The 18191-nt window shown below is 68.4% G+C and carries 13 protein-coding genes; 5 read left to right on the forward strand and 8 right to left on the reverse strand.

Annotated features, from left to right (window positions below; genetic code table 11):
- The first annotated feature begins 17 nt into the window (after window positions 1-17).
- Window positions 18-1202 (forward strand): quinolinate synthase NadA, encoded by a 1185-nt coding sequence (nadA, locus tag ACQCO7_RS11460; protein WP_464071721.1) that lies wholly within the window; start codon window positions 18-20, stop codon window positions 1200-1202.
- Between the two features lie 137 nt (window positions 1203-1339).
- Here the strand turns inward: nadA and ACQCO7_RS11465 are convergent, their stop codons facing one another.
- Window positions 1340-1612, reverse strand: a complete 273-nt coding sequence (locus tag ACQCO7_RS11465) for a hypothetical protein (RefSeq protein WP_464071722.1) — start codon at window positions 1610-1612, stop codon at window positions 1340-1342.
- 154 nt (window positions 1613-1766) lie between these two features.
- On the opposite strand from ACQCO7_RS11465, the gene ACQCO7_RS11470 reads away from it, so the two are divergent.
- From ACQCO7_RS11470 to ACQCO7_RS11480, 3 genes are read left to right on the forward strand one after another with little or no spacing between them, the layout of a single operon-like run.
- A complete protein-coding gene (locus ACQCO7_RS11470) occupies window positions 1767-2612 on the forward strand; it encodes a DUF5753 domain-containing protein (RefSeq protein WP_464071723.1) in 846 nt (281 codons plus the stop codon).
- Entirely contained in the window at window positions 2591-2788 is a 198-nt protein-coding gene (locus ACQCO7_RS11475; protein ID WP_464071724.1) for a DUF397 domain-containing protein, read from the forward strand. Before ACQCO7_RS11470 ends, ACQCO7_RS11475 begins: the two co-directional genes overlap by 22 nt.
- A 24-nt stretch (window positions 2789-2812) precedes the next feature.
- Window positions 2813-3055, forward strand: coding sequence for a DUF397 domain-containing protein (locus ACQCO7_RS11480; protein ID WP_464071725.1), 243 nt, complete (start codon window positions 2813-2815; stop codon window positions 3053-3055).
- 98 nt (window positions 3056-3153) lie between these two features.
- Here the strand turns inward: ACQCO7_RS11480 and ACQCO7_RS11485 are convergent, their stop codons facing one another.
- Complete coding sequence (locus tag ACQCO7_RS11485; RefSeq protein WP_464071726.1) at window positions 3154-3420, reverse strand: hypothetical protein; 267 nt, start codon at window positions 3418-3420, stop codon at window positions 3154-3156.
- Window positions 3421-3476: 56 nt separating this feature from the next.
- Window positions 3477-8213 (reverse strand): ricin-type beta-trefoil lectin domain protein, encoded by a 4737-nt coding sequence (locus ACQCO7_RS11490; protein WP_464077194.1) that lies wholly within the window; start codon window positions 8211-8213, stop codon window positions 3477-3479.
- 474 nt (window positions 8214-8687) lie between these two features.
- Between ACQCO7_RS11490 and ACQCO7_RS11495 the strand changes: the two genes are divergently transcribed.
- The gene (locus ACQCO7_RS11495; RefSeq protein WP_464071727.1) at window positions 8688-9266 is read left to right on the forward strand and encodes a Uma2 family endonuclease; all 579 of its coding nucleotides are present in this window, start codon (window positions 8688-8690) and stop codon (window positions 9264-9266) included.
- A 5-nt stretch (window positions 9267-9271) separates the two neighbouring features.
- Here ACQCO7_RS11495 and ACQCO7_RS11500 read toward each other — a convergent pair whose 3' ends face one another.
- The 5 genes from ACQCO7_RS11500 to ACQCO7_RS11520 form a co-directional block, all read right to left on the reverse strand.
- A complete protein-coding gene (locus ACQCO7_RS11500; RefSeq protein ID WP_464071728.1) occupies window positions 9272-10243 on the reverse strand; it encodes a PLL family lectin in 972 nt (323 codons plus the stop codon).
- A 195-nt stretch (window positions 10244-10438) separates the two neighbouring features.
- On the reverse strand, window positions 10439-12577 hold the full coding sequence (locus ACQCO7_RS11505) for a protein kinase domain-containing protein (RefSeq protein WP_464071729.1): 2139 nt from the start codon (window positions 12575-12577) through the stop codon (window positions 10439-10441).
- Between the two features lie 80 nt (window positions 12578-12657).
- On the reverse strand, window positions 12658-15756 hold the full coding sequence (locus tag ACQCO7_RS11510) for an efflux RND transporter permease subunit (RefSeq protein ID WP_464071730.1): 3099 nt from the start codon (window positions 15754-15756) through the stop codon (window positions 12658-12660).
- 159 nt (window positions 15757-15915) lie between these two features.
- The gene (locus ACQCO7_RS11515) at window positions 15916-16596 is read right to left on the reverse strand and encodes a response regulator (protein ID WP_464071731.1); all 681 of its coding nucleotides are present in this window, start codon (window positions 16594-16596) and stop codon (window positions 15916-15918) included.
- Complete coding sequence (locus tag ACQCO7_RS11520; RefSeq protein WP_464071732.1) at window positions 16593-17870, reverse strand: sensor histidine kinase; 1278 nt, start codon at window positions 17868-17870, stop codon at window positions 16593-16595. Before ACQCO7_RS11520 ends, ACQCO7_RS11515 begins: the two co-directional genes overlap by 4 nt.
- Window positions 17871-18191 lie beyond the last annotated feature (321 nt).

Genomic DNA, 18191 nt, shown 5'->3' on the forward strand with positions numbered 1-18191 from the left:
TAGAAAGGGTGCGTGACGTGACCACCGCCCAGACCACGGAGCTCGACGTACAGCCGACTCCGCTCGCCCTGTTGCTGCTCGGCCGTGAGGCCGACCCCCGGAGCGAGCGAGGCGTCGAGTGTCCCGGCGACCTGCCCTCGCCGTCCGACCCCGACCTGATCGAGCGGGCCCGCGCGGCCAAGGAGAAGCTCGGCGACAAGGTCTTCGTCCTCGGCCACCACTACCAGCGCGACGAGGTCATCCAGTTCGCCGACGTCACGGGCGACTCCTTCAAGCTCGCGCGGGACGCCGCCGCTCGGCCTGAAGCCGAGTACATCGTGTTCTGCGGCGTCCACTTCATGGCCGAGTCCGCGGACATCCTCACGTCCGACGACCAGAAGGTCGTCCTTCCCGACCTCGCCGCCGGGTGCTCCATGGCCGACATGGCCACGGCGGAGCAGGTCGCCGAGTGCTGGGACGTGCTGACCGAGGCGGGTATCTCCGAGGAGGTCGTGCCCGTCTCGTACATGAACTCGTCCGCCGACATCAAGGCGTTCACCGGGCGGCATGGCGGGACGATCTGCACGTCGTCCAATGCCCAGCGTGCGCTGGAGTGGGCCTTCGAGCAGGGCTCCAAGGTGCTCTTCCTGCCCGACCAGCACCTCGGGCGCAACACCGCGGTGCGGGACCTCGGGATGTCCCTCGACGACTGTGTCGTCTACAACCCGCACAAGCCCAACGGCGGCCTCACCGCCGAGCAGCTCCGTGACGCGAAGATGATCCTCTGGCGGGGGCACTGCTCCGTGCATGGGCGCTTCTCGCTGGAGTCGGTGGAGGACGTGCGGGCGCGGATACCTGGCGTGAATGTGCTCGTCCACCCCGAGTGCAAGAACGAGGTCGTGGCGGCGGCGGACTACGTCGGGTCGACCGAGTACATCATCAAGGCGCTGGAGGCCGCTCCGGCCGGGTCCAAGTGGGCCATCGGTACGGAGCTGAATCTCGTCCGGCGGCTCGCCAACCGGTTCGCTCCCGAGGGCAAGGAGATCGTCTTCCTCGACAAGACGGTCTGCTTCTGCTCGACCATGAACCGGATCGATCTGCCGCACCTCGTGTGGACGCTGGAATCCCTCGCCGCCGGGAAACTGATCAATCAGATCTCCGTCGACAAGGAGACCGAGAAGTTCGCGAAGGTCGCGCTGGAGCAGATGCTGGCGCTGCCGTAAAGGTCTTGTCGTCTTGCCGTCTTGCCGTCTTGTCGCAGTACGCGGGGCGCTCACTCGGTGGATATCGAGGGGGCGCCCTGTGCGTTTCTTTCTGTGCGTTTCTTTCCGTGCGCCAGAATCTCTGGCCAACGATTCCGCTATCCCTCCGGCGTCAGCCGTACCCCCCGGCTCTTCGCGATCCTCAGCGCGTCCTCCAACGCGGCGGCGAGCTGCACCCCGGTGAACGCCAACTCCCTGTGCCTCGGCGCCGGTCCCCGCAGCAGGTCCTTCGCGTGGCCCAGTACGTCCCTTGCCGAGTCCAGGAGTTCGGCCTCCACCTTGTCCGCGAGCCGGCTCATCCTGCTCTCCGGGTTGTCGGTGCTCAGGTAACACGGCATGCCCGTGTCCGAGGTCCACGGCAGGAGCCGCATCGGACGTCCACTCGAATCTCGCACGTTCTTTTCTCTCTTTCCTTCGCGGGATCACCTTCTGCGCCACCATCATTGCTGTCCGGCGGATATCCCAACCGGGCTTTCTGGTCCCGTCGTTGGGAATGGGACACCGGCGAAAGAGAGGGTTCGAACAATGACGTTCCTGCCACAGGCGTTGACTCCTTTTCTCTCCGCTCGGCACTACTTCGGAGCGGAGATGAGGAAGGACCGCGAACTCGCCGGCCTGTCACTGGTGCAGCTCGCGGGGATCGTGGCGTCGAGCAAGAGCACGCTGGCGCGGGTGGAGACGGCGGAGTTGATGCCGCCGCCGGATCTGCCGCCGCACCTGGACGCGGCGTTCGGGACGGGGGACAAGTACTGCAACCTGTATGAGCTGGCGAAGCGTGAGGCGCACCCGGACCAGTACCAGCGGATCATGAACTTCGAGGCGCGGGCGGATGTGATCGAGACGTACGATCCGCAGGTCCTGCCTGGGCTGTTGCAGACCCGGGAGTACTCCACCGCACAGTTCCGGCTTCAGGAGGAGCTGTCCCCGGAGAGGGTGGAGGAACTCGTCAACGCCCGTATGTCCCGGCAGGATCGCTTGCACTCGGCGAACCCTCCGCTGCGCTGGTCGATCATCGACGAGGCAGTGCTCAGGCGGCCGTTGGGCGGCGCGGAGTGCATGTTCAACCAACTGGCTCGGCTGCTTGAACAGGTGGATACTGCGGAGAGCAAGGTTCAGGTCATGCCCTTCAGCGCCGGTGCGTACTACCTGATGGGGGGCGCCCTGGACCTGCTGTCTCTTCCCAACGGCTCCACCGTGGCTTACGAGGAGGGCATCGAGGCCTGTCACCTCTACGAGGACTGGGACTCGGTGAAGAAGTGGCGACGGCGATACGAAGTGCTCCGCTCCAAGGCTCTCCCTCCGGAAGACTCGGCGGAGTTGATCCAACAGGCGATGGAGGACTACGAGAAATGCGCAACGCCCCCGAGCTGAACTCCGCCCGCTGGCGCCGGAGCAGCTACAGCAATGCCAATGGGGGGACCTGCGTCGAGATCAGTGAGGACTTCCCCGGCGTCGTCCCCGTTCGCGACAGCAAGAACCCCAACGGCCCTGCACTCACTGTCCCAACCACCGCCTGGGACACATTCATCAGCTCCCTCAAGTCCTAGGCACCGCCACCGACGGAGGACCGCATGTTGCTCAACACCCGCTGGCGCCGGAGCAGTTACAGCAACGCCAACGGAGGCAACTGCGTCGAGGTAGCCGACGCCTCCTGGCGACGCAGCACCCACAGCAACACCAACGGCGGTGATTGCCTCGAAGTCGCCGACGGCCTCGGCATCGTCCCGATCCGCGACAGCAAAAACCCCGGCGGCCCGATGCTCACTGTCCCAGCGCCGGTCTGGGACAGGTTCATCAGCTCCCTCAAGGCGTAGCCGAGAACAAAACGGCCGGGTCCCGGCCGTTCGCTGTGCAATCAAACAGACCCACATGCCCCCGCGTCAGCGAGAGCCCTCGAACCGAGGCAGTCAGATCACGACTTGCCGAGCCACGGAGATAGGACCGCAGAAAACTCTTCGTCCGAGATGTTCACCTCTCCCCACCCGAACCCTTGCCACGCCTGGGCCTGTTGAAGAATAGGCAACGGAACATCAAAGGCAAGGCGAAAGGACGCGATGAACGAGATGACACCAAAACCTGCGCCCAACCTCTCCTTGGCGAGCAACGCAATTTCGGTCACGTCTTTGCCTTCGGCGCGCGCTACCCTCAGCTCTCCCGCCACTTCCTCCAGACCGCTCATCGCACATTCCACCTTTCACTACAATCTCAATGAACCGTACGGTTCAGGAAATTACCCTAACGGAAGATTGCACCCACATTAGTGTAATATCCGTGCATTCCCCTGAGCTCGACGATCTCCACGTTCGAGAAACCCGCCCTGGAGGACATCTTACCGGTGAATGTGGCCAGCGCCGCCTCCTCCAGTGACGCACCTCCCCGCACAGCCTCGTTGAACGAGTTCAGGTTATCGCTGAGGTCACCACCATTCTGCCAATACCCCTTGATGGCCTTCACTCTTTCCCCGAAATAGGCAAGCGCGGAATTGAACATCTGGCCACCTCTCGGGGTGTCTTTACCTGCCTTGACGGCCGCCGTAAAGAGTCCGTCCTTGTCAACTTCGGCGACTATCCCAAGTCCACTCGGATAAACGTCCGTATACATGGAGCAGTTGACGTTGTGGACAAGCACGGGAGTCTTGCCCATGAGGACGTAGAAGGTGTGAAGGTCCGCGACACTCAGATCCCAGACCCTCTGCGGCGCAGCCACAGGGTCGACACCGATCACGTCCTCGACAGCACCGGTCGCAGTACGGAGCGGATCTCCCGCACGCAAGTCCAATGCCTTGACCCAGCCTCGGCCGGGTACATGGATCTGGTGTCCGGGCGTGGTCAGAAGCTGTCCACCGTCAGCAAGGGTGAGCCTGAGAAGCCGATCCGCCGGGTGGGAGAACGTCGCGGTAACCGGTGACGGGCGGGTGACGCCAGCATTGGGGTCAGTGGCAAGTACTTCGTCACCGACCTTGATCTCATCAATCGGCTTCGCCGCGCCACCAGCCAGCAGTACACGCGTCCCAGCTGGAAAACTGTCCTTCAGACAGAGCGTTTGGATCTTCTGAAACCCCGCCCTGCCGATTCCTGCGACGGCCTCCTCAGGCAATCCCAGTGCACGCAACGTGTGCCAAGCGTCCGTAAATCCGATACCGGTTCGTGCAGCGGCGTCCATCGCCCTGACCGCGTCCGCAATAGGCTTGAGGATCTTACCCGCGAACACACTGGCGACATCCACAGTCGCCCACGCACAACCACCCCAGCTTCCACCCGAACCACCTGGAGCGATTTTCTGAGCGCATTTTATCCAACTGCCAAACAGGATATCGACCGGGTCGACATTGCTCTGATATTCGGCGATCGTGATGGTGTGCGTGGCCGTGCTGGAAAGTTCCTGGGTCGAGTGCTCACCCAAGTACATCGCCTTACTGGATGGACAGACAAATTTTTCCAGGTCCAGATCTTGCGCAGTGCACATGTACAGACTAAGAATCGCTTTGAAGCGGATCTTCAAAGTGAGCGTGCAGTCACCGTTGTAGAAAAGCTTGTCGATCCAGCCGTCGCAACCCCCTGTTTTCTTCACGACTTCCGGATCGCCGATTTTCTCGATGCGATCGGTGACGTAGAACATGCTGCCGATGGAGCCACCGGTCCCGTCGGTGACGGTTCCTGTCTCGATCTGTTTCGCATTGCCCGCTCGCTCGGCTCTGTCCGCCGCTTCCTGCGCCTCCTTGGCGTACTTGTCCGCGTCCTTCGCGGCCTGTTCGGCTTCGGTCGCGGCTGTGTTCGCTCGGTCGGCGGCAGCGCGAGCAGCGGTGGCTGCCTGCTCGGCCTGAGCTGCGGCTGCCCGTGCGGCGGAGGCGTCGAGGGCCGCCTGGTCGGCGGAGGCGCGGGCGGAAACCGCGTACCCCTCAGCGCGGCCTGCGGCGGCGTCGGCCGCGGATGCGTCCGCCGTGGCCTGGCGGTCGTACTCGATTGTGCGGGTCAGGGATGTGGAGGCCGCTGCGGCGGCCTTTGCCGCGTCCGCCGCGTAGCCGAGGGCCTCGTTCGCGTAGGTGCGGGCCGTCGCCGCGTGTCCGGCGGCGTTCGCGGCGTGGATGTATGCCTGCTTCGCGTCGCCCTTCGCCTGTTCGGCGAGGTTCTTCGCGGCTGCGGCCTCGGCTGCTGCGTTCTTGGCGTGGGCGTCGGCTACGGCCTTCTGCTGTTCGGCGATCGTTTTCGATGCCTGGCCGGTCAGGACGACCAAGGATGCGACGGAGTCCTTCTCCTGGTAGGCGGAGCCGATCTGGATCGCGTCGTTGGCGGGGTCGGCGACCTGGGCCGCAGCGGCTCCGGCGTCGGCGGCGGCCTGGGCTGTGACGTACGCGAAGCCGGCGGCCTTCGCGGAGGCGGCGACCGCCTTGGCGGCCTCGTCTCGCGCTCCGTTCGCCTCGGACTTCGCCGTACGCGCCAGCGCCTCCGCCTTCGCGGCCTGGGCGACAGCCGCGTCAGCCTCCTCGGCGGCGTGCCGGGCGGCCTCGATGGCGTCCGCGACAGCGGAGGTCGCCGTCTTCACCGCCGCGTCGGCCCGCAGCTTCGCCGCCTGAGCGCCGTCCGCGTTCGCGCGGGCCCGCTTGGCGGCCGACTCGGCACGGGTCGCGGCGGCGTCGGCGTCGGCTGCGGCCTGGGTGGCGGCGTCAGCGGCCGTACGGGCACGGCCCGCCGCCGCTTCTGCGTCGCCCGCGTGCCGGTCGGCCTCGTCGGCAGCGGTACGAGCGGCGGTCGCGGCGTCCCCGGCGTCCAGCGACTGCGCGTACGCCTCCTTCGCGTCCGCCTTCGCCCGCAACGCGTCGGCCTTCTGCTCCGCCTCCCACGCGTCGTCGCGCTTGGTCTTGGCGTTGTCCCGTGCCTTGACCGCATCGTCCCGGCGAGCGGAAGCCGTCGTCTCGGCGGCCTCGGCCTGCTCCCGCGAGGACTGCGCGGCAGCCGCCTCGGCCTGCGCCGTCTCCTTGAGCTGGTTGGCCTCGGCCTGCTTCGCGGCGGCGTTCTTCTGCTCCGCGAGGGCCGTCTTCTCCTCCGCCTCGGCCGCGAGGCGCTTGGCGTGCGCGTCCGCTGCGGCGGCCTTCGCGTCGCCCTCGGCCTTGAGCGCGACCGCGAGCTTCGCCTCCGCCGTCTCCTTGTCCTTCTTCGCGTTGTCCCGGTGCAGCTTCGCGGCGTCCGCAGCTGCCTTCGCCTGCAACTCGGCCGTACGCGCGGCCTCCCGGCGGAACTCCGCCTTCGACTGCGCGGCCTGGGCGAGTGCCCGCTGCGCGATGGTCTGGCTGTCCGCGCCGGAGGCACGCGTGGCCGCCTCGGCGGTCTCCCCCGCCTTCACCATCGCCGTCAGCGCGGCCACGACACCGTTGGTGACCTGCGCCTTCTGCTGAGCGGCAAGGAGCCCACGGCCACGCGGCGCACCCGCCGCGTCAGCGATCCCGTACGCGGCCTGCACAGCAGCGTCGGACGTGGCCGCGAACTTCCGAGCGGCCTCCAACTGTGCCTTCAGAACGGCGAGTTGCTTCTTCGCCTGCGCCTGAGCCGCCGTGATCCCCCGCTTGGCCTGGTCGAACTGGGCCGCAGGCGGGACCTTGCCGTTCTGCTCCGTGGGGACGACCCGGAACTTCTGCGAGTTGCCCCCGGTGCAGGCCCACAGACGGGCGTCGGTCCCGTTGGTGAAGTTCGCGAGGTCCAGGCACTTGTCCGTGACGACATTGCGCAGCTCGCCCCCGGCACGGACATTGAACTTCCACTGCTGCGCCGGGCTGCTGTTGCACGTGTAGATCTGGATCTTCGTGCCGTTGGCCGGATTGCTGCCCGACACGTCCAGGCACTTCATCGCGTTCGGGTTCCACAGGGAGTACCCGTCGACGCGATCGAGGAGCTGCCAGCTCTGCGCGGCGCTCTTGTTGCAGGTCGTCAGCTGTACGGGAGTGCCGTTGGCCGTCCCCGCGTTCGCGACGTCCAGGCACTTGCCCTTGGCCGCCTCCACCTGGACGACCACCGGCGCGTCCCCGATCGGACCGACACCACCAGGGCTCCAGTAGTCCTGCCAGCGCGCGAGGTGGTCGGCGATCCAGGACTGACCCAGCAGATCCGCCATCGTCTCGGCACCCGTGACCAGCGCCTGTGTGGCCTCTCGGCCGGCGGTCAGGATCTGGTTGCGCTGAACACCCTGGGAGGCGATCTCCTGCTGCCACTCCGCCGCCGCCGTGCTCCGTGCGTCGCGCAGCACCATGTTCGGATCAACGGGGTCACGCCACGTGCACGCCGCGAACCGGGTCTTCAGGTCCTCCACCGCGATCCGGTACTCCGCCGTCCCCGGCTCGGGAGCGGTCGCGGGCCAGCCGCCCGAGGCGAGGAAGATCCGAGCGTCGTCGGAACTCCCGTTGTCGGAGCTGCTGGTCAGATAGTCGAACGCCCGATGCTCGTAGTAGAGACGGTCTCCCCCACCGTGGTACTCACCGTAGAGCGGGGTACCGAGATCCTTGACGGCCCGCGCCGTAGCGGCATCAGGGGCCGTGGTCGGGTCGTAGAAGTTGAACGTCCTGACCCAGTCGACAGCGGCAGCCCAGTTCCCCAGGCCCGTCCGGTCGTAGAAGTCCCCGCCCTCGTCGGTGTAGTGGGGCACTTCCTCGAAATCGGCACTCGAAGCGAACCCGCCCGGCGTCTCCAGACCCTGAACCGGGGCCTCCCACCCCTTCATGACGGTGTCCCAGCGCTTCACATCCCGCTCGTGAGCTGCCTTGTCCTTGTCGTTCGCCTGACTCAGCGGACCCCGGAACGTCCCGTCCAGCGTCGCCATCTCACGCAGCTTCTCCGGCGTCTGGTTCAGCGCGCCCTGCGCGAAGTCGTGCATCTGCCGACCGCCCAGCCGCACCGCGTCGTTCATCAGGCACTGGTCGAACCGCAGTTGCTCAGCGGCCGTCGTCTCGAACCAGTCGTCCGGCCGATCACTCGAACTCGCCACGGCCGTGTCCGCCACGGCGAGTTCGGGCCGCACGACCAGCGACGCCAACGTCGCAGCAACCCCCAGCAGAAGAGTCAGCCGAGTCGACAACCCACGTCTACGAGGCAGAGAAGCAACAGGTCTGGAACGCACACAACCCCCGGTCACATCGCGTCAAAACGGCGAAGCGAGCAGGGGGCACGGACAAACGACACACGGCATCACGCCAAGGAATCCACCCCGACGACACCGGCCCCCCCCGGTCGCCAATTACCAAGTATCCGAACAGAACTGGTCAAGATCTGCTCAGTACCGCTCCAGCGTACGTACATGTGTTCTATAGGGCAATGAGATTCCGAACTGCCCCGGGGCCCGGCTCATGCGAGCCCCTGTCGTCGCCCTGTGCCACGATCGAGGGGACGGTCTCCGACTCCATGGACAGGTGATCTTCCGATGGTCGAGCATGGCGAGCGACAGGAAAAGGAGGGACGTGACATGACTGCCATGGCCCACGAGCCGCTGCCGCAGGATGACGACCTGCTGGAGTGGTTCCTCGCCCTGGAGACCCCGGAGGGTTACCGGGCCGAGTTCGTCGAGGGGGAGATCGTTGTGACGCCGCCGCCGGACGGGGATCACGAGAAGTACATCAGCAGGGTCGTGCGGCAAGTGATCAGAAAGTCACGGGTCGACATGGACGTTTCCGGCAACAAGGGCTTGGTGCTGGGCATCGGCGACGCGTCCCGCAAGAACCGTGTGATCCCTGACGCCACCTTCGGCTCCGTCGAACTCGACCTGTTCGGTGGCGCGGATTCCTGGATGCCGAGTGACGGCGTCGCCCTGGTCCTGGAGGTGACCTCCACCAAGCCCCGGGCGGACCGTGAGGTCAAACGCGGCTGCTACGCCCGCTCCGGCATCCCGCTGTACCTCCTCATCGACCGTGACGACTCCTCCGTCACCCTGTTCAGCGTCCCGGAGAGGGAGGACTACCGCCAGCACATCACCGTGCCGTTCGGTAAGCCCGTCCCCCTCCCTGACCCTTTCGGCTTCGACCTCGATACCGCTGAATTCCTCTGAGCCGCCTACGGCCTCAACGCCCCGTCGAACTGGACCCAGCTCGACCAGCCCCCACCCGGGGTGGCCTGCGAGCGGTGCCACACGTTTCCGACGCTGTTGACGCCGAACAGCTCGATCCGGCCGTCCGCGTTCGTCTCCGCAGCGACCTGGGTCAGGCCCCCGTCCAGCTGGACCCAACTCGACCAGGCGCCGCCGATCGACACCTGCGACCGCGTCCACACCTGACCCGCGCTGTTCGAACCGAAGATCTGCAACCGGCCGTCCGCGTTACGTGCCGCCGCGATCGAGTCCAGGGCGCCGTCGAACTGGACCCACGCCGACCACGCGCCACCCGGCGTCACCTGCGAGCGGTGCCAGACCTGGCCCGCGCTGTTGACGCCGAACAACTCGATCCGGCCGTCCGCGTTCGTCTCCGCAGCCACCTGCGCCAGACCGCCGTCCAGCTGGACCCAACTCGACCAGGCGCCGCCGATCGACACCTGCGACCGCGTCCACACCTGACCCGCACTGTTCGAACCGAAGATCTGCAACCGGCCGTCCGCGTTGCGCGCCGCCGCGATCGACGTCAGCGCGCCGTCGAACTGGACCCAAGGCGACCACGCGCCACCGGGGGTGCTCTGCGACCGGTGCCACACATCACCCGCGCCGTTGACGCCGAAGACCTCGATCCGGCCGTCCGCGTTCGTCTCCGCCGCGATCGAGCGGAGCGCCCCGTCGAACTGGGTCCACGCGTTCCACGAACCGCCGATGCTGGTCTGCGTGCGGTACCAGATGTTGTCGGCGCTGTTGGTTCCGAAGAGCGCCAGTCTGCCGTCCGCGTTTCTCGCGGAGCCGATGGAGGAGCCGAACGCGGAGACCTTGATCGCGGCGGCCTTCGTGGGGGCTGCCGTGGCCGGGGCGGAGAGGCCGAGGCCCGGTGCGGCGACGAGCACGGCCGCGAGCGCGGCGGACGTCACCAGGCGTCGTAGATTTCCCATGCGACTACCCTGCTTTCTGGTCGGGAAAGAGGAACCCCCGGGTTCAGGGCGTCGCTCGACGGCACCATCAGGGAACGAGCTTGCCGCCAGAGCCTTCTGCCCGGTCCCCGTGGTGCGGGACTGTCGGCAAGAGCGTGGCATGTCCGGCGGTGGCTGTTGAGGCTTCTTCCGGCCAGAGGAGCACGGCCGGTGGGGTCACGCTCCGGGGCGCGCGGGGTCGATGCTGAAGAGGGTGCCCTCGGGGGTCATGACCACGAGCGCGCCCTTGTCGAGCAGCGAGGGGGTGGGCGTGCCGGAGATCAGGCTCCCGACCGTCGCCCGGGGGCGGGTCTCCCACAGGAGCGTGCCGGTGCGGGCGTCCAGCGCCGCCGCCCTGCCGCTCGCGGTCGTGAGGAAGAAGGCGCCGCGGGTGTCGGGGACGGCTCCTCCGGGGCGTTCCAGGCTGGTCGCCGTCTGCCAGAGGCGCTTGCCGGTGAGGGGCGATACCGCCGTCACCCGGCCGCTCGTCGCCGCGAACGTCAGGGCGCCGTGCGCCAGGGCCACGGCGCCCTCCTGCGGCTGAGCCAGGTCCGTCGTCCGGGCCGTGTCCGCCTTCAGGTCGATGACCAGGACCTTCCCGTAGAGGGAGTCCTTGCGGACCGTGACGTACACGGGACGGCCGCCGAGGAGCCCGGCGTACTCGGAGCTGACCGGCGGGGCCGAGGTCAGGCGGCGGATCGTGCCGTCGGCCGGGTCCAGCGTGAGGAGCCTGCGGTCGGTGCCGGACGCGGTGTGGTAGTTCGTGCACTCCATGAAGCCGACGCGGAACTCGCAGCCGTAGTCGAAGGGGAGCGTCGTACTCCAGCGGGCCTTGCCGTCCTTCGGGGTGCGGGCCGTGACGGTTCCGCCGTCCGGTACGAGGACCAGGTCGCCGACCAGGGTCGGCCGGGCGTACCGCTCGCCGACGCTGCGGGTCCACAGGCGTTCGCCGTCGGTGGTGGCGTACGCGGCGACTCTGTCCACGCTGTCCATCGACTCGTTCACGAGGAGGACGCCGTCGTGTACGCCGATGACGTCGGCGTTGTAGTCCTCGATCGGGACGCCGGGGGGCCGGGCGTCGATGCGCCAGAGGGTGCGGCCGGTCGCGCTGTCGATGCGGACGGGGAGGGTGCCGGCGCCCGCGCAGTAGACGGAGCCGGTGTCCAGGGCGCAGGACGGGTACTTGTAGCCGTCGTTGTTCGGCTTCGGCGTCTGGGCCAGGCCTGCCGCGGCCGTCGCGAACACGGTCGTCTGCCAGGGGCGCCAGCCGGTGGGGACGGCCTCCCAGCGGGTCGGTGACGGGGACGGGCTCGGTTTCGGCTTCGCGTCGTCCTTCGTGAACTGCGGGACCAGGAAGACGCCGAGCGCGATCGCGAGGGCACCGGCCAGGCCGGCCAGCAGGGGGGTTCTGCGGCTCCTGCGGGACGGTGCGGGGGGCGGCGGGGGCTGTGTCGGTACCGGGTTCGGCGGGCGGCGCAGGACCGTCGGCATCTCGTCCAGGCCGTCCTCGTCCGGCAGCGCCGTCGCGAGGACGGGGGCGAGGGAGTCCAGGGTGGGGCGTTCCGCCGGGTCCTTCGCCAGGCAGCGGACCAGGGTTCCGTGCAGGGCCTCGGGGACACCGGACAGGTCCGGGGGGTCGGTGAGGACCTGGTACGCCGCGATGTACGGACTGTCCGCGTCGAAGGGGCCCTTGCCGGTCGCCGCGAACGTCAGGAGCGCGGCGAGGGAGAACACGTCCGACGCCGGGCCGACCGTACGCGCGTCCGTGAGCTGCTCCGGGGACATGAACGGGGGCGTGCCCATCATGTGGCCGGTCTCGGTGAGCTGCTGGTTCTCGGCGGCGCGGGAGATGCCGAAGTCGATGACCCGGGGGCCGTCGTCGGCCATCAGGACGTTCGCGGGCTTCAGGTCCCGGTGGACGACCCCGGCGCGGTGGATGTCCCGCAACGCCTCCACCAACCCGAGCGCCAGCCGCCGGAGTTCGGTGCCGCGCAGGGGGCCGTCGTCCCGCACGCGGGCGGACAGGGCGCGGCCGGGAACGTACTGGGTCGCCATCCAGGGATGGTCGGCGTCCGGGTCCGCGTCCACGACGGCTGCCGTGAACGCGCCGCTGACCTTGCGGGCGGCGGCGATCTCCTGGCGGAACCTGGCGCGGAACACGGCGTCGGCGGCGTACTGGTTGTGGACCACCTTGACGGCGACCTCACGCCCGGAACGGGACCGGGCGCGGTAGACGACGCCCATCCCTCCGGCCCCGAGCCGGTCGACGATCTGGTACTCGCCGAGCTTCTCGGGGTCGCCTTCGTGCAGTGCCACGCCGTGTTCCCCTCCCCCGCAGAGCTCTACGAGGTCACAGGATAAGGAAACCCTGTGAGGGAGGGGACACCGGGAGACGATCAGACCCCCGCGGGCTCGGGTTCCTTCACAGGATCCGCCGCTTCACCGTTCTTCGCCGCCTTCTTCGCCGCCCGCCGCTCCTTGCGGAGTTCGAGCATCGCGTACAGCGTCGGGACGAGGAGCAGTGTCAGCAGCGTCGACGTGATCAACCCGCCGATCACCACGACCGCCAGCGGCTGCGAGATGAAGCCGCCCTCGCCGGTTACTCCGAGGGCCATCGGGAGCAGGGCGAAGATCGTTGCCAGGGCCGTCATCAGGATGGGGCGCAGGCGGTGGCGGCCACCCTCCACGACCGCCTCGACCACGCCGTATCCCTGGGAGCGGTACTGGTTGATCAGGTCGATCAACACGATCGCGTTGGTCACCACGATGCCGATCAGCATCAGCATGCCGATCATCGCGGGGACGCCCATCGGGGTGCCGGTGACCAACAACAACCCGATCGCGCCCGTCGCCGCGAACGGGATCGACACCAGGAGGATCAGTGGCTGAACCAGTGAGCGGAACGTCGCCACGAGCAGCATGAAGACGATCGCGATCGCCGCCAGCATCGCCAGCCCGAGGTTCCTGAACGCGCTGTCCTGGTCCGACGACACCCCGCCGATCTCGGCGCGGGCACCCTCGGGGAGCTTCAGGGCGTCGATCTTCGACTGGAGGGCCGTGCTGACCGCGCCCGTGTTGTCGCCGGTCGGCTTCGCCGTGATCGTCGCGGCGCGCTGGCCGTCGATGCGGGTCATGGAGACCGGGCCGTCGACGACCTGGACCGTTGCCACGTCACCGAGTTTCACGGCGCCCAGCGGCAGGGCCTTCAGCTCCGCCAGCGTCTTCGCCGGTTTCGCCGACGTGATCACGACGTCGCGCTCGGTGTCGTCGAGAACGGCCTTGGCAGCCGTCGTACCGCGTACGGCCTGCGCGACGGCCATGCCGAGCGACTGGTCGTCGAACCCGGCGGCGGCGGCCTTGCTATTGGCCCTCACCGAGATGCGCGGCACGCTCTGCGAGAGGTCGCTCGTGACGTCCGTGACGTCGTCCAGCGACGCCACCGCCTTGCGGACCTCCTCCGACGCCGTGCGCAGCGTGTCCCCGTCCGACGCCTTCACGACGACGCTGAGGTCCTGCGCCCCGAACCCGTCCCCGGCGGAGACGGTGACCGTCCCGGCGCCGTCGAGCTTCTTGATGCCGTCCTCGACGCGCTTCTGGACAGATTCGTAGGACGCGGAGTCCTCCAGCATGACCTGGTACGACGCCTGGTTGCTGTCGGTCGCGCCGCCGAACGCCGCGAGGAACCCGGAGGACCCGATGGTGACCTGGTAGTCCTTGACGCCCTCGGTGTCGGCCAACAGCGCCTCGACCTTCTTCGCCTCGGCGTCGGTGGCCGCCAGGCTCGTACCCGGCTTCAACTCCTGCTTGACGGTGAGGACCTGCTGCTCGCCCTGGTCGAAGAAGTTCGTCTTCAGCAGCGGCGCCATCCCGAACGTGCCGAGCAGGACGACGACCGCGATGGCCACGCTCGTCAGACGGCGACGGGTCGCGAACCGCAGGACAGGGACGTACGCCTTCTGAAGCCTGCTGTTCTCCTCCTTCTCCTCCGCGATCCGGCGCGCCTCGGCCGCGTCCTCGGGCGTGCCCTTGGGGGCGCGCAGGAACCAGAACGACATGACGGGGACGACGGTGAGCGACACGAGCAGCGACGCGAGCAGGGCCGCCGTCACCGTCAGGCTGAAGGAGCCGAAGAGGGCACCGACCATGCCCCCGACCAGCCCGATCGGCAGGAACACGGCGACGGTGGTGAGCGTCGACGACGTCACCGCGCCCGCGACCTCGCGGACGGCGGTCAGGATCGCCGTCTGGCGCTCCTCGCCGTAGCCGAGGTGCCGTTTGATGTTCTCCAGGACCACGATGGAGTCGTCGACGACCCGGCCGATCGCGATGGTCAGCGCGCCGAGGGTGAGCATGTTGAGCGACAGGTCGCGGGTCCACAGGACGATCAGCGCGAGCACCACGGACAGCGGGATCGAGACCGCCGTGACCAGCGTCGAACGGATCGACGCGAGGAAGACGAGGATCACGATGACCGCGAAGAGCAGGCCGAGCCCGCCTTCGGTGGTCAGGCCCTTGATGGACTTGGAGACGGCCGGACCCTGGTCGCTGACGACGGTGATCTCGGCGCCGAGGTCCTTGCGCAGCGCGGGAAGCTTGTCCTCGACGGCGTCGGAGACGGTGACCGCGCTGCCGTCGTGGGCCATCGTGACGGACACGGCGAGGCTGGGCTTGCCGTCGGTGCGGGTGATGGAGTCGGCGGGGGCCTCCTGCTCGCGGACGGCCGCGACATCCGCGACCTTGACCGGGGCCTTGCCGGGAACGGGGATACGGAGATCCGCTATCTGCCGGACCGACGTGTAACCGCCGCCGATCTGGACCGTCCGGTTCGCGCCCGCCTCGTCGAAGGAGCCGCCCGGCAGCGTGACGCCGCCCGCCTGGAGGGCCTGCGCGAGGGACTGGACGTTCAGACCGGCCGCCGCGAGCTTCGCGTCGTCCGGCGTGACGGTGACCCGCAGGTCGCGTACGCCCGTGACGGTGACCTGGCCGACGCCGTCGATGTCCCGCAGCGCGGGGACCACCGTCGAGTCGAGCTGGTCGGCGAGGGCCTGCTGGTCCTTGGTGGAGGTGACGGCGAGGACGACCGTCGGGATGTCGTCCGTGGACCCCGCGACGACCTGCGGGTCGACGGCGTCCGGCAGCCCCGCGCGGGCGCGGTTCACGGCCTGCTGGACGTCGGCGACGATGCGCTTCGTGTCGTTGCCGTAGTCGAAGGACGCCATGATGACGGCGTTGCCCTCGCTCGCGGTGGAGGTGACGCCGGTGATGCCGTCGACGCCTTCGAGGCTGTTCTCGATCGGCTCGACGACCTGCTTCTCCACGACGTCGGGAGAGGCGCCCTGGTACGGCGCGATCACCGACACCATGGGGAGTTCGATGGTGGGCAGGAGCTGCTGTTTGAGCTGGGGTATCGCGATCAGCCCGAAGACGAGCGCGACCAGCGACATCAGCCCGATCAGGGCGCGTTGGGCGAGGCTGAACCTGGACAGCCAGGACATGGGCGGGAGTTCTCTCTTCTGTGAGCGGCAGAAGCGGGTCTGCGAACGGCGGGAAGCCGGTGACTCCCACCCTGGTTCATCATCGGAGGCGGTTTCGTAGCCCCGAGGTCCCGTTCCTTATCCGCCGCATACTCCGGCCGCAGTACGACCGTACGAACGTCACTCCACCCTTGGGCGTACCAGGCCGGACTCGTAGGCGATCACGACGAGTTGGGCGCGGTCGCGGGCGCCGAGCTTGGCCATGGCCCGGTTGACGTGCGTCTTCACGGTCAGCGGGCTGACTTCGAGCCGCTCGGCGATCTCGTCGTTCGAGTGTCCCCCGGCGACCTGGACGAGGACCTCGCGCTCGCGGACGGTCAGCGCCTCCAGGCGGGCCGCGCGGACCGGGTCGCCCGGGTCGTCGTCGCCCTGCGCGAGGAACCTCGCGATCAGGCCCTTCGTCGCGGCCGGGGACAGCAGCGCCTCGCCGCCCGCCGCTACGCGGATCGCGCTGAGCAGCTCCTCCGGTTCGCTGCCCTTGCCGAGGAAGCCGGAGGCGCCCGCCCTGAGGGACTGCACGACGTAGTCGTCCACCTCGAAGGTCGTCAGTATCACGACCCTGACGTGCGCGAGCGTGGGATCGGCGCTGATCATCCTGGTCGCCGCGAGGCCGTCCGTGCCGGGCATGCGGATGTCCATCAGGACGACGTCCGCGCGCTCCTCCTTCGCCAGCCGCACCGCCTCCGCGCCGTCCGACGCCTCGCCCACGACCCGCATGTCCGGTTCCGAGTCCACGAGCACCCGGAACGCGCTGCGGAGCAGTGCCTGATCGTCGGCGAGCAGGACCCGGATCGGTGTCATAGGGAGTTCTCCGCCTTGCTGGTCGTCTTGACCGGCAGGATCGCATGGACGCGGAAGCCGCCGCCGTAGCGGGGGCCGGTGGTGAGGGTTCCTCGCAGCGCGGTGACGCGTTCCCGCATACCGAGCAGGCCGTGGCCGCCACCCGTCTCGCCGGGCTGATTGTCCGGTGGCGTGCCGTTGTCCAGGACCGTGATCTCGACGTTCGGGCCCACTCGTACGACGCTGACTTCCGCCTTCGCGTTGGGTCCCGCGTGTTTCTGTACGTTCGTGAGGGCCTCTTGGATGACCCGGTACGCGGCGAGGTCGACCGCTGCGGGGAGGGTCGTGTCCTGGTCCGCTCTCGCGACCTCGACCTTCAGGCCCGCGTTGCGGAAGGTGTCCGCGAGTTCGTCCAGGCGGCCCAGGCCGGGGGCGGGTTCCGTGGGGGCCTCGGGGTCGCCGGACTGTCTCAGCAGGCCCACTGTCGCGCGGAGTTCGTTCAGCGCCGAGCGGCTGGCCTCACGGACGTGGGCGAGGGCTTCCTTCGCCTGGTCGGGACGCTTGTCCATGACGTGGGCCGCTACTCCGGCCTGGACGTTCACCAGGGCGATGTGGTGCGCGACCACGTCGTGCAGGTCCCGGGCGATCCTCAGGCGTTCCTCGGCGACCCTTCTGCGGGCCTCCTCCTCCCGGGTGCGTTCCGCTCTCTCCGCCCGGTCCCTGATCGCCTGGACCACAGCACGCCTGCTGCGTACGGCGTCTCCGGCCGTCGCTCCGATGCCGGTCCAGGCGAAGATGCCCAGGTTTTCCTGGGCGTACCAAGGGAGGGGGCCGGCCAGCATCGCGGCGCCGGTGAGGACCGTGACGGTGAGGATGCCCAGGCGGAGGGTGGTCGAGCGGTCTGTTGTGGCGGCGACCGTGAAGAGGGCGATGACGGCTGACATGACCACGGGGGCCCTTGGGTCGCCGGCCGTCAGGCACTCGGCGAGGGAGACGCCGGAGGTCGCCGCGAGGACCCGGATCGGGGCCCGGCGCCTGAAGATCAGTGCGATCGCGCCGAGGGTCATGAGGAGGAGGCTCAGGGGGTCGGGGGTGCTGACGCCCCAGCTGACTCCGCGGTCACCGTGGGGTTCCACGAAGCTGCCGGCGAGCATGCACACGAGGACGCCGGCTGCGAGGGCGGCGTCGAGGGCGAGGGGGTGCGCGCTTACGCCGCAGCGGGCTCGGGCCAGGGTGCGTGTGCGTGTGCGTGTGCTCACGCTGCCAAGGTACGGCGCGGGTGGGTGGGGCGTCATCGGGGGTGGTAGGGGTGGGTTTCGGTGGGGTGCCGGGTGCGGGTTGTGTGGGGCTGGTCGCGCAGTTCCCCGCGCCCCTGAGGGTGGGACCGCTCCCGTGCCTCAGCAGGGTCCCGTCGGTCTGTGTGACCGCGCCGGTGCCAGGGTGCGGGTTGCTGGTCGCGCCTACGCGGCGGAGCCGCATATCGATACAGCCCCGCGCCCCTGAGGGTCGGACAGCTCTCGTGCCTCAACAAGGCCCCGTCGGCTTGTGTGACCGCGCCGGTGCCAGGGTGCGGGTTGCTGGTCGCGCCCATGCGGTGGAGCCGTGTATCGATACAG

Source organism: Streptomyces saintjeani (assembly GCF_055409605.1).

Excerpts from the sequence above, each read along its gene's own strand:
- ACQCO7_RS11475 (WP_464071724.1), top strand. The coding sequence starts at position 2,591 with ATGCGCAACGCCCCCGAGCTGAACTCCGCCCGCTGGCGCCGGAGCAGC.
- ACQCO7_RS11500 (WP_464071728.1), bottom strand. The coding sequence starts at position 10,243 with ATGGGAAATCTACGACGCCTGGTGACGTCCGCCGCGCTCGCGGCCGTG.
- ACQCO7_RS11495 (WP_464071727.1), top strand. The coding sequence starts at position 8,688 with ATGACTGCCATGGCCCACGAGCCGCTGCCGCAGGATGACGACCTGCTG.
- ACQCO7_RS11520 (WP_464071732.1), bottom strand. The coding sequence starts at position 17,870 with ATGACGCCCCACCCACCCGCGCCGTACCTTGGCAGCGTGAGCACACGC.
- ACQCO7_RS11465 (WP_464071722.1), bottom strand. The coding sequence starts at position 1,612 with ATGCGGCTCCTGCCGTGGACCTCGGACACGGGCATGCCGTGTTACCTG.
- ACQCO7_RS11485 (WP_464071726.1), bottom strand. The coding sequence starts at position 3,420 with ATGAGCGGTCTGGAGGAAGTGGCGGGAGAGCTGAGGGTAGCGCGCGCC.
- ACQCO7_RS11470 (WP_464071723.1), top strand. The coding sequence starts at position 1,767 with ATGACGTTCCTGCCACAGGCGTTGACTCCTTTTCTCTCCGCTCGGCAC.
- ACQCO7_RS11480 (WP_464071725.1), top strand. The coding sequence starts at position 2,813 with ATGTTGCTCAACACCCGCTGGCGCCGGAGCAGTTACAGCAACGCCAAC.
- ACQCO7_RS11515 (WP_464071731.1), bottom strand. The coding sequence starts at position 16,596 with ATGACACCGATCCGGGTCCTGCTCGCCGACGATCAGGCACTGCTCCGC.
- ACQCO7_RS11510 (WP_464071730.1), bottom strand. The coding sequence starts at position 15,756 with ATGTCCTGGCTGTCCAGGTTCAGCCTCGCCCAACGCGCCCTGATCGGG.